A 16,600-nucleotide genomic window follows, 5' to 3' on the forward strand; every position below is an offset into this window, starting at 1 on the left:
AATTTCATCACACTTTACGGCTATAATGGTAAAGTATATCAAATTACGATGGAGGAATTAGCGTGTCTGCACCCCTTTTTTCAGTGGTTGTACCGGCGTACAATCAACATAAATTTATTAATCCCTGCTTGACCAGTCTACAACGCCAAACGATAACTGATTTTGAAGTTATCGTGGTTAATGACTGCTCAACCGATGACACCGGTGACCAGATTGCAGCGTTGATCAAAGGTGATGACCGCTTCCACGTCATTACCCACGCCCAGAATCGTGGCGTTTCAGCTGCTCGTAACTCCGGTATGGCCGCAGCCAAAGGAAAATACCTCTGCTTTGTCGATGGTGACGATTGGGTCGAACCCAACTTCTTAGCCGCCTTTTTGGCCGCCTATCAAGCGTCACCAAAGTCACGGCTGGTTATTTGTGGCCATTTTGGCTACTTAGCGGTTCCCAGTCCGGCCAAAACTTATGATCAAAAGGATCTCATTACCAACATCAATTTTGGCACGGTCGGTGGCTTTTCGTGGAACAAGTGCTTCATTCGCTCGGTTATTACGAGACATCACTTAACTTTCAACGAGGAAATTAACTTTCTTGAAGATCAACTTTTTGCCTTTCGCTATGCCAATTACGTCCAATCGGCAGAGTTGTTGACTGACAAAACGTATCATTATCGGTGGCGCTTTCGGAGCAACCTTTCCCATATTGGGATTCCGTTCTTCGCAGCCCGGCGCAAAATGATGAAAATCTTGAAACAGGAAAGTAAACGGACTTTGAGTGAAGATTTAAATAACCAATAAAAAATCGCAACCCTAATTTAACTTAGGCGTTGCGATTTTTTTATTGGCTAGCTGGCACGTCTTCTAATTGCCAAGTAATTGTACCATGATAGTTGCCAGGCAGGGCATCTGCACGCGTTCTTAACAGAATGCCACTGTCTGCCTGCCAACCAGCCACAATGTCATGGACGGGCTGTGTTGCTTGAGCTTGTCCTTGTGCAACTGGCATCCCTGTTGCATTCAAAGCTACCTCATGACCAGCTTCGTGATAAATCAACTCACCAGCAAGTGGGCGATTCTCATCATCAACCAGCTTGGTCACAGCGGCCATCACCCGCCAAGGTCGGTTTTCAGCCCGGGTATCGGTCACCTGTAACTCCCAGTTATCTTGACGACCGGTGAGTTGTGACGAGCCCGACAGCGTCACTTCATCAAAGTGGACCTGAGGACTAACCTTGTTAAAAGCGAGTTCACCCTCAACTTGCACGGTCAACTTAACCGGCACAATTTGCAGCTTGTGATTATCGATCCCATGAAAGGACACCTCATGTCGACCGACTCCCAGCTTTTCGGCTGGGATCGCAAGCTCGAATTCGCGGTTAACTTGTTCCGCACCTATGATTTTAAAAGTACTAATCACCTTATCATCCAACTTAACTTCTACAGTAATCAGACTACTCTTTAAGCCACCATCGCGTTTGAATTGTCCCTTAATGATAATGTCATCTGCTTTTTTCACTTGAAAATGGTGTTGATGCAAATCGACTTCTAAAGGCTTTAAGCCAAAAATCATAAAAACTGGTATGTCTAATGAACGATTACGGCCGCCAAACTTAAACAGCGCCCGGCCACGTTTAGTCGTAACGGTCTTATCCACTTCATCAGCAACTGCACTAACCGTGATGCGTACCCACGAATTGCTGGCATTAAGTTGTGCTGGAATGACCACATTATAGTGATTATCTGACAATTTTAAATTATGCTCACGCCCATTTGCCATCGTTAGCTTAGCCGATACAAAGCGAATATAATCTGGCGGCAAAAAATTGAATTTACCATCATTGAGTGGCGCACCAGCTTGATAATGACCAATAAACTCATAGGTCACTGGCGCACCACTCGCAACAGTTTCTCCCACTGCAAGTTGATTGCCATGTCGATCGCGGGCGGTGACTGAGGCCGTGAAGTTTAAGCCTCGCGGTGCTGCCAACTGATCATTAGCCGGTATTGGTGTGGTTTCGGCCGAGCCTGTCTCAGCATCGTCAGCCACGATTGGCGTCTGGTCAGATGCCGGTGCCGACTCAGCAGCCGGGGTATTTTCAGCCGTCTCCTCAGTCGGTAGCACCATCGCCGCCGTTACCTGAAGTGGCCCGAGACACTGACCAACCAATACGACTAGTAATACGACTAAAGTCCACAACCGTGACATGACAATCAACTCCTTTCTAAATTCAAGGTTGTAACTTAGGCTGGGGTATTATTTAGTGTCCAAACAATGGTAGCGTTATAGGCCCCCACTTTATTCCCCCCCGGAATACGTAGGCGAACTGCTGACTTGTCATGTGCTAATTGATGACGACCCAAGGCAGTGCCGGCGGTGGCATTCAGCATTAGATTATCAGTACCAGTTAAATGGATATTATTGGTTGTCAATGGCATTGCGGATGGATTACCTGCCTCAACCGCACTAACCGTCCCATTAGTAAGGAAGAGGTCTGCCCCGGTCAGTTTCGCTGCTTCAGCTTCACCTTTGCGTGCAGCATCGGCCTTGGTGAATGCACTGATCTTAGCAGTCACATGGTAGCCACTCTCAAACCCTGGATTACTTACGACTAAATTATTTTTGACCCCAGTTGCACCATATTCCTTAGTAAACGCAGAAATCTCTAAATTATTGAATTCATAATTCGGTGCTTGCTCGATCTTGATTGCGCCTTCTTGTTCCGATTGTTTTAAAGTTACCGTTGCTTGTGTCTTTGCTGTATTGTCAGGTTTCGGATTTGACGAAATCGTCGCACTTGCCGGAATTGTACTAATAACTAATCCCAACCCTAAAACGGTACTAATTGCTAATAATTGTTTGCTTGCTTTTTGCATGAGTTTAAATCCCCTGTTTGTTTGATATTTTTTTGATTTGCGCAAATCTTACAGGAAGAATCGTACCAAATTGAATCGTGCAAGTCAAACCCATTTCTTATCATTGTTATTCATTTTTTCTTATAATTATTTTGGTGGTCTCATTAATAATATTGAAACAATTTCCATAATCAATAACTGTTGCTCACAACTAATTCGCCCACTAGTGAAAAGGGCGCTTTTTATTGTGAGCGCTTCATTAAACACTTGTCGTAATCACTTGGCCGCCGTACAATTGACCTATAACAAACTATCTGAAGGGGGCCTTCCTATGGCAACAATCCATCTCTATCTTGTCCGCCACGGTCAAACGGAACTCAACGCCGCCAACCGTTTACAGGGCATTTACGATTCAAAATTGACCACCAAGGGGGTCCGTTCAGCACAACGGCTCGCCCGGATGCTTGCTGACGTTCAATTTGACGCCGCTTACATTAGTGATCTCGGTCGTGCACAACAAACTGCTCGTATTATTACTGCCTTACATCCCGAACTAAAAAAGCCGACGATTGACGTCGGCTTACGTGAATTCAATTTTGGCGGGCTAGAAGGTACTAAGAATACTTGGATCGTCAACCAAGTCCGTAAACAACTTGGCCCTGGTACCTTCGTTAAATTAATGTTGAGCAAAGAACGCTTTGCCACGCTACTTTGGGTCTTCAATTCTTTAGACCAGACCCGCGCAGCCGAAACCTTAGTCGGCGTCACCGATCGGATCAATCGTACCCTCCGTCGCATCAGCCTCTTCGAGTCACAGCAATCTGGTGAAGATCGTAATGTCCTCATTGTTTCTCACGGACTGGTTTTAAGTGCCTTCCTTTACCAATTAAGCCCACACGACCTACCTACCAGACTCCTAAAAAATACCAGCGTTACCCGCGTTGATTACAACGACCGTCAGTTCAAGCTAATTGATATTAATATTACGCCTAAAAAACGGGCTTGACCGTGTCTAGTGGTTGCCGTTGGCCGGAACCCGTTCGAAACTGTAATCGCGCTTGCAAGCCGAAAAAGGCTTTAATCTTGCGCTGCAATTCCTGACCAGTCGCGTGAACAGTCGCATCATCCGCGTTAGCATCACCAATCACAATGAGCACCCGACTACTTTTCGCATCCAAATTAGGTGGCAAGATGGTTTGATCTTGATCTAACAAGGTCACCGGCTGGTCACGGAAGGCTTGAATCTGCACTGGTTGGGTCGGAAAAACTGCCATATCCCACGCCTGCATCTTAGCCTGATGGCGGTCGGCGATTAAAATTAACAAATCAGCCAGCGCATTTTGTGGTGATGCGGGCGATAATTGACGTAAGGCCAACTGCTTTTCAATGGCCGGATTAAGTTCACGGTTATCAAGGCCCGTCAGCGATAGAATCGCTAATGGGATGGCCGTGTTGGTCGGTAAAATTTCTATTTTCAACAAAGTCACTTCCTAAACACAAGCTTCACTATAAGTGTGCCAAATCTGACAGAAAAGTCAATTAACCGTGTCCACCTAATATCGAAATTTTAATAAACGAATCCGGCTTTGGGGGATAAATTCAATTCGATACCCCTGCAAATATGTCGTAAAAATCGCTTTTTTAATGACTAAATCATCAAAAAAACCTCTGATTTCGGTTAATTCTCATTAAACTTTTAACTAAAAATCTAAAGGTTAAAAGTTTCAAATTGCAGGTTTGCCCCACTATGTCAATGATCAGCCGGTGAATACTAGTCGATTACTGCCGCTTCCGATTATTACTGATAACACACGAACGAGGGATCGGTTCAATCCTCAGAAACGTCTTGAGCCTTGTCCGATGCTATCAACAACAACCTCCAGCAAACCAGTGATTCTTTTTTATAACCCTGACACTTAGCGGAGTCAGTCGGAAGCGGTGTGCGGTGTCGGCAAAATTAGTCGGCGTTCTTGGCTGACTAATCTTGCGGGGCAATTCAAAGACGCGTTTTATCGGCTTGGAATTGAGACGCCAGACCGTACTGTGGCTGGCGCCGTCCCCCACAGCACAACGATTTTGACTGACGGAGCTCTTAATCTGGGTAAGTCTACTTTAGACATAACGACTGCCGGTACTGCGACATTTGTAATATTTTTGAGTCTGTCACCCTTTAAACTTTTAACTAAAAAACATTCTCATCAACACAACAAGTCATACAGCAGTTAACGAAAAAAACTTCACCTGAAAGTGAAGTTTTTTTACTTTCCCGTTTATAAGGGATGCTATTCAAAATAGTCGTCTAAGAATTTAGCCAAACCATCATTGTAATTCGTCTCTGTGACATAGTTAGCAACTGATTTAACTTGTGGCAACGCATTACCCATGGCAACAGAATACTTGGCTTCGCCCATCATGCCAACATCATTTAAGCCGTCACCAAAGACAAAGGTATGTTCAGCATCAACATGTTGTTCCCGCTGAATCTGTTTGACCGCAGTCCCCTTATCCGTATTAAGCGGTATCATTTCAATATTATTTGGATTAGATGAGGACAGGCGCAATAACTTACTATTCGTCAACTTTTCACGTGCTGAATCCAAACGGGACATATCCTCACGACTTAAAATAACCCCGTTGGTAATTTGATCTTCAATTTTAGCTAATTGGGTAAAGTTTTCGACCTCGGCATACCCAATTGACGTTTCATCCGCATCAAAGTTAGCGGCATTTCGCGCGACAAAACGGGGAATCTGCTCCGTGTAATAAGCCATCTCGGGTGTGAACAACATCATTGGTAAGTTGTCCCGCCGAGCAATCAAGTAAGCCAACTCAACTGCAGCACCACCTAATTTTGTAATTTCACGCCCCTGAGCACCATCAAAAACGGCCCCATTCGACGTGACTAAATGAACTTCTGGATTAATCTTATTGCGGACAATCTTAGCAAGTTCATACATCCGCCCCGTTGCAATGTAGAACATCACATCTTGTTTCTGCAATCGTTCAATGGTGGCCTTCGTGTGTTCAGTAACATATTGATGGTCTGTCAATAAGGTGCCATCAATGTCCATAAAGACTAGATATTTTGGCATATGTTTTACCCCTCCTACATTTTTACAATCTTAATTGTACGCTATTCCAAGTCATAATGGAAATCGCTTACAATTTCGGTCCACACAAGTCATTATCATCCGCTAATTCCCGTCATCACAGTCTTGCATAAGAATTCAAAGCTAATAGTGCTTGAGACACAAGTTAATCGGGCTTTAAACGAAAGATTCTTAAGAAATCAAAGTAGCACGTTGACAAGTGCGATAATTGCGTGTAGATTAAATCACAATTAATATTTGATGAGAAAAAGTGACGAGCAGTTTAGTAAACTCAGAACGACCGCTAAGCGAGTCTGGTTTGGTGTAAGCAGACCAGTCAATCTGAGTTGAACATCAACTGTGAGCGTGAAGGCCAACCCTAATCGTTATAACCTTCAATGGCTGCACCCATTATCGTGCCGCGACTCGCAACTCCTTGGGGTCGTTTTGAGGTTAGCAATGTGAATTGTTGACGAAAACCGGTGGTATCACGCCTTCAGCGCCCGGCAGACTAACAAAAGTCTGTCGAGCGTTTTTTTATCAAATTTAATAATTCTATTTTAAAGGATGGTCATACATATGAAATTTACAGTACTCGGTGCAGGCGCCATGGGATTACGTTACGGTGTTTTATTACAAGCAGCAGGCAATGAAGTCGATTTTGTGGATACCTGGGAACCAAACGTGGAAAAAATGCATCAACAAGGTGGCGTCTACGTTTCCCGTGACCATAAAGATCGCCACTTGGTCCCAGTCAAAGTCTATTACCCCGAAGATTATCATGGGAATCCCGACGTCTGGGTCGTTTTCACTAAACAAATGCAGCTCGCTGATTTTCTCAAACGCAGCGCCCACTGTTTCAATGATCAACAATACGTGATGACTTGTATGAACGGTATGGGTCACGTGGAAAAGTTGTTACAATACTTCAAACCAGAAAAAGTTTTAGCGGGAACCGCCCTCGTCGCGACGGTCTTGAACGGCCCTGGCGATGTGGACTTTATCGGTGCGCGAGGTGCCGGCACGATGAATCTGGCAAATTATACCGAAAAACCAGACGACATGACGCATCGCGTGGTCACAGAATTGGAAAAATGTCAGTTCCATCCTAATTTGACGACGAACTTTCGCGGCACCCTGCTCGCTAAAGTTGTTTTCAATTCAGTGGTAAATACCCTCTGTACCCTCTTTGAAATTACTATGGGTGAGTATGCCGCTTATCCAGGAGCTGATGAGCTTAGTAAACAGCTCATCAACGAAGCCTATGATGTGTGTGAACGCGATGGTGTCACCATGTTGAATACCCGGGCCGAAGAATTGGCCTCTGTCAATTACGTCAGCAAGGTTGCGAATCCGCTTCACTACCCGTCCATGTATCAAGATATGTCCCACAATCGCCCAACCGAAGTCGACTATATCAACGGGTATCTCGTTAGTCTTGGTCAAAAATATCATTATCAAGCTAAGACGCATGCCTTCTTGACGCATCTCGTTCATTTGGCAGAAACTACCCGTCAAGCAGCCGTAGCCACGACCGCTGAACCCGATGAGGCGACAGCTTAACGATGACTCACCATTTTCTAGGTAAAATCAGGTACAATGGACTTTAAATGATTTTACTTGGGAGGCGGGTTAATAATGGAAACCACGCGTGAAGTCAAAGGGATATTGCTCGCAAGTGTCAGTGCCACCTTTTGGGGCGTTTCTGGCGCAATTGCACAAACACTCTTTGACACGACTGACATTAACTCAATTTGGCTAACTGGCATTCGTATGCTTGGCGCTGGCATTGGGTTACTACTAATTAGTCTAGTGACTAAGGTTGATTTATGGTCAATTTGGCGACACCCTGGCGACTTATTGCAAATTGCTAGTTATACCTTATTAGGCTTGATGCCCGTGCAATTTACGTATTTCTTAGCCGTTGAAGCTAGTAACGCGGCGACGGCCACCATTTTACAGTTTATGGGGCCCGTATTCATCGCCATTTGGCTCGTCGTTGCCCATCAACAGTGGCCGACCCGTTCGGAAGGCATCGCAATCGTCTTAGCCGTCATTGGGTCATTTCTGCTAGTCACCCACGGCAATCCGGCTACTCTCGTGATTTCCGTGTGGGCACTGATCTGGGGACTCTTATCTGGCGTGACTTCCGCGACCAACACCTTAATGCCGACTAAATTACTGACCAAATACAGTACAATGACCGTGAATACTTGGTCAATGCTACTCGGTGGGTTACTATTCAACATCGTACAGCCGTTCTGGAGTATCCACATACCACTCACGCTCGGCAATATTAGTAAACTCAGCTTCGTCGTCATCTTTGGCACTTTATTAGCTTTCCTATTCTTCTTGGAAAGTTTAAAATACATCCGGCCAACCGTCGTCAGTTTACTGGATGCATTTGAACCGTTATCGGCGACCGTGATTGCCGTTGTATTGCTCGGTGTGAGTTTTGAATGGCTCGACATCCTTGGTAGTTTGCTCATTATTAGCACGGTCTTCATTCTAGCCATAGGACAACGTCATAACGAACGTGCCGCTGAAGATTTTCACGAACCACAGTGATTAAAAAACGAGTTTGGGATTTTTCCCGAACTCGTTTTTGGTTACTGTCTGAAGGATGAACGTGAAAAAATGCCGGTCTGCACCACTGTGTCAACAATCAGGTCATGAAAACTAGTCGAATACTGCCGCTTTCGGTTGTTGGATAAATCTGTTATTTACATATAGCGTAGTCAGTCAAAATCGGTGTGCAGTGTCGGCAAGCTTGTCGGTATTCTTGGCCGACTAAGCTCGCGGGACAATTCAAAGACGGGTTTATCGGCTTTGAATTGAGGCATCAGACCGTACTTTGGCTGGTGCCGTCCCTCACAGCACGCCGATTTTGACTGACGGAGCGCTGAATTTAGGCAAATCTACTTTAGACGTCCGGTTACTGGAACTGCAACATTTGTGCTATTTTTGGGCCTTCCAGCCTTTGATTACTGTGAAATAATCTTAATAGCCACGACTTAAATCAACTTGGTTACGGTCTAACTGACCATTCTTCACAAATTGACTAAAGTTTTCACTGAAAATTGGAAAGACTGTCGCCCGAAAATGCGCAATCTGACCCGAAACATGCGGCGTGATGAGCACATCTGGCCGTTGCCAGAGCGGATCAGTTGCCGTCAATGGTTCTGGTTCCGTAACATCTAGCGCTGCCCAACTTAATTGATGCTGATCCAAGGCGGCAACCAAATCTGCGGTGTTGACGGCTGGACCCCGGCCAACATTAATAAACATTGGTTGTTGGGTCACCTGATCAAAACACTTGTGATCAAATAGATGATGCGTCGTTGGGGTCAGCGGCAAAGCATTAACGATAAAGTTCGCGGTTTTTAAAACCTCAGCGGTCGCATTTAGCGCCACTGTCTGATCAAAATGAGCCGCCGGATGGCCAGTGGTATTTACGCCAATCACATGCATGCCAAAAGCCTGTGCCTTGGCAGCCGTGGCCTGACCAATTTCACCAGTCCCGTAAATCAATAATTGCTGGTTAGTCAACGTCTCCGTTAATTGCGGTAACGACCATTGCCGTGCCCCCGTCTGATTGATCCAGGCACTATGATAACCACGAACAACGGTCAACATTGCTGCTAGAACAGACTCACTGATGGCATCCGCATGAATCCCGCTCGTATTGGCGACTAAAACACCAGCCTTTTTCAAATCGGCTAGTGGCAAATAGTCCACCCCTGCGGAAATAACTTGTAAAAATTTCAATTGCGATGTTGAGCTCGCCAACAATTGCTTTAACAATGGATGATTACCATACATCACAACAACTTGATCCATTTCAGCCGGTGTCAATTCTGCTGGTGTTTTGAAAGACCAAGTTGGATATTGCGTTACTAATTGTTGTAATTGTTCAGGCTTGGTTGCCTGACTCATAAGAACGATTGACATTAACTGTCACTCCAATCAAATTTAATAAAAAGACGCGACATTACTAATCGTCGCGTCTTTAATCACCAATTAATTCGTAGTTGTCGTGGAAGCCGTGGTCCCGCCAGTACCAGTCCCGTTACCGGTCGTTGTATTGCCAGCACCATAAGTGCTTGAACTACTTTCACTCGTTCCACCGCCGTACGTCGAAGAACTGGCCGCCGAACTCGTATCGGTCTCAGTCCCCGTCGTTGCACTGCTGGTAGCGCTAGAATAAGCCGCTGAACTTGACGAACTTTCAACGCTACTTGAGGATGCTTGTACACTGGATGAGCTGCTGACAACATTAGCTGCACTCGTGGCCGCTGATTGCTCCTGCTTTGCCAAAACCTTACGCTCAGCAGTCAGCTTCTCATAGTCAGTCCTTGCTAACGCCGATTTTTGACGATAAGGCTTCAACTTCTTAATCACCGCGTCTAATTCCAACGTTGACACGGTGCTCTTAAGCGTATGCTTTTTAGTATAGAAGGCCTGATATTCCGCGTCATACTTGCGAACTGATTTGACAGTTTTGCTAATTTCCGTGAACTTCTGGGTATAACGGTTCGTAAAGTAAACCTTCGACGTCCGCAAACTTGAATTCGTCAGTGAAGCTTGGGCACTGGTCACATCCGCAACAGTGACACTCGCTTTGATCAGCTTGTCTGAATTGTATAAGGCTTGATAACGACTACGTACCTTTAACATTTTCGCAGCATAATCATGTGATTCTTGTAACTGTAATTTTTCATCTGATTGTTTCATGCCATCAACGGCCGTTTGCAATTGTGCTAACTCAGAATCCGACACATTTGCCCAAATATCACGTTGCGCAGATGAGGTGTAGATAGCAGTTACTGCTGACTCGGCTGCGGCTTTTGCGTTGGCTTCCGTCGTCTTAGCATGTTTAAACATGAACATCGCCCCTAAGGCGGCAATTACGAGTAACCCTACCCCGATGGCTGTTAACTTCCCGTTACGCCGTTGTGGCTTTTGCTTTTGATGTGGCCGGACTGGTCCTTTAGTTTTTTTCTTCAAATGTGGATTGTCCCGGTTTTCATCTGACTCCAAGTTATCTTGGACTTCACCATGCCGAGCAACTCGTGAGAGCGCATCAACGTTGTCCGTCTCGTGTGCACGCTGTGGTGCAGCACTGCCACCATTCGGCTGTTGATCACCATAAAGTTCTTCTCGTGAAAGTGGCAATTCTGGCGTTTCGTCTTCAAGATCACGCTCTGTTGCGCTGACTGAAATAACCGGCTGGTCCGCCTTGCTGGTTACCGAAGCTGCCTGAGCGACACTGGTTGGACGTGCTGTGGCTGATGTCTGACTCATTGCAGCTGACTGTGGCTTAGCCGCTTGAGACGTTTTTTGACGTTTCGTTAGCTTAGGCTTAGTTGCCGTTTCACTAGCGACTGCACTTGTCGCTGACTCAGGACGCTTCTCAGCCTTCTGACTAGTCGCAGCAGTCGATTGGGCCGACTTGGCTACAGCTGCAGCCTGGCGCGCAGCTTTTGCTTCTGCACGGGTTGTCGGCTGACTGTGGGTTGATTGGGCGGAAGCGGCCTGCGATGCCGCTGACGTCGCTTCCTCTGGCGCTTGAATGTCGCCTTCGCCAGCCGGTTGCGTCGCGGCAGCTTCACTGGCAGCACTGTCCACTTCGGTTGGCGCAGCCGATGTTTTCAAGTCATATGCCAATGGAATTCTTTCATCATTTTCTGTTTCATCGTTGTCATCTGGAATCGGTTCAGTAATGGCATGCCATAACCGTTTTCCAAGTGACGTTTTTTTATTTTTTTTCGTCATTTTAATACCCTCTAGTTAATTTCAATTTTCATTCTCAAATTAAGGTGCCGACACTGATTGGCTTAATTTTCTCATTAATCGTATTAAAACGACCGTTAATAGTTAAATTATAGCATGGAATGCACGTCCGAGAAACCGCTCGCAACATGCATTTTTGAGAAACGATTGCACGACTTAATTTCAGATTAAAATTCTGTTATAATCGGTTTAACCATTTTTTGAAAGTGAGGGATTGATATGGCAACTGCTAAAGTTATTTTTGCAACAATTACCGGCAACAATGAAGATGTCGCCGATATTATTACTGAAAAGTTTGAAGCCTTAGGTCTCGACGTCACCCAGGAAGAAATTTCACAGGCCGACGCCACCGAATTTGAATCAGTCGACATCTGTGTCGTCGTCCCCTATACATATGATGAAGGCGCCCTACCCGAGGAAGGCTTGGACTTCTTCGATGATCTCCAAGAATTAGACTTAACCGGTAAAATATACGGCTGTGCCGGTTCCGGTGATACGTTCTACGAAGATGACTACTGTCGCGCCGTGACGGATTTCAGCGCGGCACTCCAAAAAACAGGTGCCACTAAAGGTGCTGAAGACGTCTTCGTCAATCTGGCTCCTGAAGGCGATGACATCACCCATCTTGATGCCTTTGTCGAACAACTCGTAGCTGCTCAAGCCAAATAAAAAGAACAGGGTTGGATGGTAAATTCCAATCCTGTTCTTTTATTTTTGACGTCGTTTCAATAAATATTGGCGCAGAGCGTTATAAACCAGCTCAACGATAAAAAATAATACCGTGATGCCAATAATTGTCGTCACATAGGTCCATAACTGATAACCAATCTTCGCAATCCAAACATCATAAGGTCCTTGAATCAGTAAAAAATAAATCATCAACGTTTGTACAATATAGCCAGTATGTCGCCAAATCGATTGCCATTTCATTTTGAAGCCCCTTCAACTGTCGCCAAAGTTTGTAGTGTCTGTTTCAATTGATTGACCGGCAGTTGACCAACACCTCCGACTCGACCAACGCGCCCAAAGACGATTGTAGACCCAAATAATTGACCACAGGCCGCGCCATAACGACCTAGACTACCTGTAGCCGTTAAAATCAACGGCAATGACAATTCTGCCCCCGCCGTTGCGGTTGCCGCCATTAGCGTTAGTAAGGCATTGGCGTTTTCAGGCTGCATCCGAACTCGGGCAATATCCGCGCCAGCCGCCGCCATTGCCTGATAATCTGCAACAATCTGGCTAGCGGTGCAAGCAGTGGCGTAGGTCTGACTTAAAATCAAGCGAATCTGTTGTTGCCGCATCTGCTTTGTCAGTGACATAAACTGTGGCTGAGTCACACTGGCCAAATCCAACTCAATCGCATCGGCCAGCCGATTGTTTACCAAAGTCAAATAAAGTTGATCTGCTGCTCTGATAGTTGCTGAGCTTTCATGAACGGCGGTTTTAAGTGTCGCAATGACTGGGATCGTTCCTAGTACTTGCCGCAGCTGCATCGCAGTATTGATCAACTCAGCCCGATTATCCAGACAATCATCAGCCGTGAGCCGCCATTCAACAATCTGCGCGGAGGACGACAACACCTGGGCAGCTTGTCCTAACAAGGTTTCTCGCGTCGTTCCCATGAGCACCACCCCAATCTTAGGCATTCCCGTTGCTAATTCTTCTGTTCCAATTGTGACACTTTTCAAACCCATCCCTGCTTTCCCCACAACTTTTATTAGCCACTTTAATTCGTCTTAATCAAGCATCCACCTCTATAATAGCAAATTTTCGCTGTTCTAACAGTTAAACCTCATTTATTAAATGAATTTGTTACCGCTTTCTCACATTCAAAAATTGTATTTGTCAACGCTTCCAAATCCGATTTATAATAAGGCATATTCATACTAAAAAAGGAGCAAACTTATGAAAACTGAAAAACAGCTACGTTGGTCCAATATCGCACTAATTGCATTCGTGGCCGTCTGGGGCTTAGGTAACGTTGTTAACAATTTCGCGTTGCAAGGCTTGTCAGTGGTCACTTCTTGGATCTTGATCATGATCATCTACTTTGTCCCTTACACGTTAATTGTGGGACAACTTGGTTCGACCTTCAAGGAAGCTGAAGGTGGGGTTTCCTCTTGGATTCGGGCAACAAGTACTAAGCGCTTAGCTTATTACGCTGCCTGGACTTACTGGATCGTCCATGTACCTTATTTGGCACAAAAGCCCCAAGGGATCCTGATTGCCCTCAGTTGGTTATTCAAGGGTAACGGTAATTTCATCAACAATACGCCAGCCCTAGTTGTGCAATCCATTTGTTTAGTGCTATTTTTATTCTTCCTATGGATTGCTTCATTAGGTTTAACGACTCTGAAACGAATCGGGAGTGTTGCTGGGACCGGGATGTTCATCATGTCGATCTTATTCATTATCTTGGCTGTGTCTGCACCATTTATGACCAAAGCAACGGTTCAAACACCGGACATGCTTTCGATCAAGTCTTATTTACCAAAATTTGACTTTGCTTACTTCACGACCGTCTCGATGTTAGTCTTCGCGGTTGGTGGCTCTGAAAAGATTTCACCGTACGTTAACAAGACGAAGAATCCTGGTCGTGAATTCCCACTTGGGATGTTAATCTTAGCCGGCATGGTTGCCGTCTGTGCGTTGTTGGGTTCATTTGCCATGGGAATCTTGTTCAACTCCAATGACATCCCTAAGGACTTGATGGCCAACGGTGCCTACTACGCCTTCCAACGATTGGGCGCTTTTTACCATGTTGGTAATCTCTTCTTGATTTTTTATGCCATTGCTAACGTTCTTGCGCAAATTTCAGCCCTCGCCTTTTCAATTGATGCCCCATTGAAGATTTTGTTAGGTGATGCCGATCCTGAATTTGTGCCTAAAGGTTTAAGTAAAATGAACAAAAAAGATGTGCCAATTAACGGTTATATCATGACTGGTATCTTGGTCAGCATCTTAATTATCATCCCTGCCCTTGGGATTGGTAATATGAACGAATTATTCAACTGGTTGTTAAACCTTAACTCTGTCGTAATGCCAATGCGTTATCTCTGGGTCTTCTTAGCTTACATCTTGTTGAATAAGCACTTGAAGGAATTCAAGAGTGATTACATGTTCCTCAAGAATCCACTTGTGGGTAAATTAGTCGGTGGCTGGTGTTTCCTATTCACCGCCTTCGCATGTATTCTCGGAATGGTTCCTAAGACTGATATGGCTGCTAACCCTACTGGCTGGTGGTTCCAATTGGGCTTAAATATCGCAACACCAATTATCTTTGTGGGCTTAGGGATGATCTTACCATTAATTGCCCGCCGTCATCGGACAGCTGCTTAATGGCCTTAAAACGACTTGCATCGCAAAAGATGTTAGCCGTTTTTTAGTTTATGTCATAAAGCGCTATCATTTAAACTCATTTAGTTTTATGATAATTATGTAGATATTAATTGACTGATGTTATAATTAATTTGATACAATTGATTTTTTCAATGATTGATAACGCATAGGAGGATCAAGATGAACAACACGCCCAAAATGTTGAATGATTTTCTCAAATACTATTCTACCGTCTTACGTTATATGGATAGCTACATCTCAGAACCAATTAAGCAGTTCCACTTAACGTTTGATGCCTTTCTGATCATGCACGAAATTGGCAGTAGCCGTCAACCTTTACTGTTGATGGATATTGCTGCTAGTCACCATGTTTCGCGCAGCGCCATTTCTCGCCAAATCAGCATTCTGCTGAAATACGAGTACGTCTACCAAGTTGCCAATCCTGCCGATCGCCGGCAGAAGAGCCTACTTCTAACGGCTAAAGGCCAGGACATTGATCAACAGTTGATTGATGCGATCCAAAACGTCTTTGACAGTTGGGTTAAACAACTTGGCAGCCAGCGTGTAGAAGGTATGCTAGACTTCTTCAGTGATTTCACCACACAAGTGATCCAATCCCCAGAAAACTAACGTGGTTGCAAATAAGGACTTCCCATGACATCAGCCTGTCGTGAGAAGTCCTTATTTGTGTGACTTGAATTTTGTCATCCAATTAAGCCGTTTAGCAGATTTGAACTGCCGACCTCTTCCTTACCATGGAAGTGCTCTACCTGCTGAGCTAAAACGGCATTTTCTCTTTCAATAGTATAACAAAACACGTGGCGATTTCAATCTGATTCAGTTAAGTCGGGGCAATTACTGAAAAATGATTAGGCTATCATCGTTGCTAGTTGTTAATGTTAAGCCACACATCTACGAGTACCAGGTCTGACATTATCACAACAGCTCTGCGCCATGAGGAGATAAATCAGTTATTTATGCTTAGCGGAGTCAGTTAGAATCGGTGTGTGGTGTCGGCAAGATGAGTCGGTGTACTTGGTTGACTAATCCTGCGGGGCAATCCAAAGAAGTGCTTTATCGGCTTTGGATTGAGGCGTCAGACTGTCCTTTGGCTGGCGCCGTCTCCCACAGCACAGCGATGCTGACTGACGGAACGCTGAATTTAGGCAAGTCTACTCTAGAGGTAATGGTTACTGTTGTTGCGACATTTATGATGTTTTTGTGTCTTTCAAGCTTTAGTTGTCAATAATATATCGAAACATGTTCTAACAACCCTGTATTGCAATCGCGAACCCATTTTCGTCGCTTATTCCATCGAGCATGCCGGTGCTGGCCTTAGTTATGACTAGTCCTAGCGGTTCAATGTCACTTTCACAATCAAAAACTACTTGCAATTCAAATTCTGACTGCACGAAAAAAGGAACCGAATTAATCGATTCCTTCGTTTGCATGGCAACGTCCTACCCTCGCAGGGAGCGATCCCCCAACTACTCTCGGCGCTAAGAAGCTTAACTTCTGTGTTCG

15 protein-coding genes and 1 tRNA gene are annotated in these 16,600 nt (G+C 45.0%); 7 read left to right on the forward strand and 9 right to left on the reverse strand.

What is annotated here, in order from left to right; translation table 11 throughout:
* Window positions 1–62: 62 nt before the first annotated feature.
* Window positions 63–797 (forward strand): glycosyltransferase family 2 protein, encoded by a 735-nt coding sequence (locus FFM64_RS04290; protein ID WP_137606761.1) that lies wholly within the window; start codon window positions 63–65, stop codon window positions 795–797.
* 40 nt (window positions 798–837) lie between these two features.
* Here the strand turns inward: FFM64_RS04290 and FFM64_RS04295 are convergent, their stop codons facing one another.
* A complete protein-coding gene (locus FFM64_RS04295) occupies window positions 838–2,205 on the reverse strand; it encodes a hypothetical protein (protein ID WP_137606762.1) in 1,368 nt (455 codons plus the stop codon).
* Window positions 2,206–2,240: 35 nt separating this feature from the next.
* Window positions 2,241–2,873 (reverse strand): WxL domain-containing protein, encoded by a 633-nt coding sequence (locus FFM64_RS04300; protein WP_137606763.1) that lies wholly within the window; start codon window positions 2,871–2,873, stop codon window positions 2,241–2,243.
* A gap of 310 nt (window positions 2,874–3,183) precedes the next feature.
* Between FFM64_RS04300 and FFM64_RS04305 the strand changes: the two genes are divergently transcribed.
* On the forward strand, window positions 3,184–3,858 hold the full coding sequence (locus FFM64_RS04305) for a histidine phosphatase family protein (RefSeq protein ID WP_137606764.1): 675 nt from the start codon (window positions 3,184–3,186) through the stop codon (window positions 3,856–3,858).
* On the opposite strand, the gene FFM64_RS04310 is transcribed toward FFM64_RS04305, so the two are convergent.
* Both FFM64_RS04310 and FFM64_RS04315 read right to left on the reverse strand, forming a co-directional pair.
* Entirely contained in the window at window positions 3,842–4,330 is a 489-nt protein-coding gene (locus FFM64_RS04310; RefSeq protein ID WP_137606765.1) for a hypothetical protein, read from the reverse strand. The genes FFM64_RS04305 and FFM64_RS04310 overlap by 17 nt on opposite strands.
* 804 nt (window positions 4,331–5,134) lie before the next feature.
* Window positions 5,135–5,944 carry an HAD family hydrolase gene (locus FFM64_RS04315; protein WP_137606766.1) on the reverse strand — a complete coding sequence of 270 codons (810 nt, stop codon included), beginning with the start codon at window positions 5,942–5,944 and terminating at the stop codon, window positions 5,135–5,137.
* 576 nt (window positions 5,945–6,520) lie between these two features.
* Between FFM64_RS04315 and FFM64_RS04320 the strand changes: the two genes are divergently transcribed.
* A complete protein-coding gene (locus tag FFM64_RS04320; RefSeq protein ID WP_137606767.1) occupies window positions 6,521–7,504 on the forward strand; it encodes a ketopantoate reductase family protein in 984 nt (327 codons plus the stop codon).
* A 75-nt stretch (window positions 7,505–7,579) separates the two neighbouring features.
* Window positions 7,580–8,509, forward strand: coding sequence for a DMT family transporter (locus FFM64_RS04325; protein WP_137606768.1), 930 nt, complete (start codon window positions 7,580–7,582; stop codon window positions 8,507–8,509).
* Between the two features lie 432 nt (window positions 8,510–8,941).
* On the opposite strand, the gene FFM64_RS04330 is transcribed toward FFM64_RS04325, so the two are convergent.
* Window positions 8,942–9,892 (reverse strand): phosphoglycerate dehydrogenase, encoded by a 951-nt coding sequence (locus FFM64_RS04330; RefSeq protein ID WP_137606769.1) that lies wholly within the window; start codon window positions 9,890–9,892, stop codon window positions 8,942–8,944.
* 69 nt (window positions 9,893–9,961) lie between these two features.
* Entirely contained in the window at window positions 9,962–11,716 is a 1,755-nt protein-coding gene (locus tag FFM64_RS04335; RefSeq protein WP_137606770.1) for a hypothetical protein, read from the reverse strand.
* Between the two features lie 237 nt (window positions 11,717–11,953).
* On the opposite strand from FFM64_RS04335, the gene FFM64_RS04340 reads away from it, so the two are divergent.
* Window positions 11,954–12,403: a flavodoxin gene (locus FFM64_RS04340; RefSeq protein ID WP_137606771.1), complete on the forward strand. Its 450-nt coding sequence runs from the start codon at window positions 11,954–11,956 to the stop codon at window positions 12,401–12,403.
* Between the two features lie 39 nt (window positions 12,404–12,442).
* Here the strand turns inward: FFM64_RS04340 and FFM64_RS04345 are convergent, their stop codons facing one another.
* A complete protein-coding gene (locus FFM64_RS04345; protein WP_137606772.1) occupies window positions 12,443–12,664 on the reverse strand; it encodes a hypothetical protein in 222 nt (73 codons plus the stop codon).
* Window positions 12,661–13,431: a type I 3-dehydroquinate dehydratase gene (locus FFM64_RS04350; protein WP_223876884.1), complete on the reverse strand. Its 771-nt coding sequence runs from the start codon at window positions 13,429–13,431 to the stop codon at window positions 12,661–12,663. Before FFM64_RS04350 ends, FFM64_RS04345 begins: the two co-directional genes overlap by 4 nt.
* Before the next feature lie 211 nt (window positions 13,432–13,642).
* On the opposite strand from FFM64_RS04350, the gene FFM64_RS04355 reads away from it, so the two are divergent.
* Window positions 13,643–15,076: an amino acid permease gene (locus FFM64_RS04355; protein ID WP_137606773.1), complete on the forward strand. Its 1,434-nt coding sequence runs from the start codon at window positions 13,643–13,645 to the stop codon at window positions 15,074–15,076.
* Between the two features lie 180 nt (window positions 15,077–15,256).
* Window positions 15,257–15,706 carry a MarR family winged helix-turn-helix transcriptional regulator gene (locus FFM64_RS04360; protein ID WP_223876885.1) on the forward strand — a complete coding sequence of 150 codons (450 nt, stop codon included), beginning with the start codon at window positions 15,257–15,259 and terminating at the stop codon, window positions 15,704–15,706.
* A gap of 85 nt (window positions 15,707–15,791) precedes the next feature.
* On the opposite strand, the gene FFM64_RS04365 is transcribed toward FFM64_RS04360, so the two are convergent.
* A tRNA-Thr gene (locus tag FFM64_RS04365) sits at window positions 15,792–15,864 on the reverse strand.
* Window positions 15,865–16,600 lie beyond the last annotated feature (736 nt).

Source organism: Lactiplantibacillus daoliensis, from assembly GCF_005405005.1.
In the GTDB taxonomy this organism is placed as follows: Bacteria; Bacillota; Bacilli; order Lactobacillales; family Lactobacillaceae; genus Lactiplantibacillus; species Lactiplantibacillus daoliensis.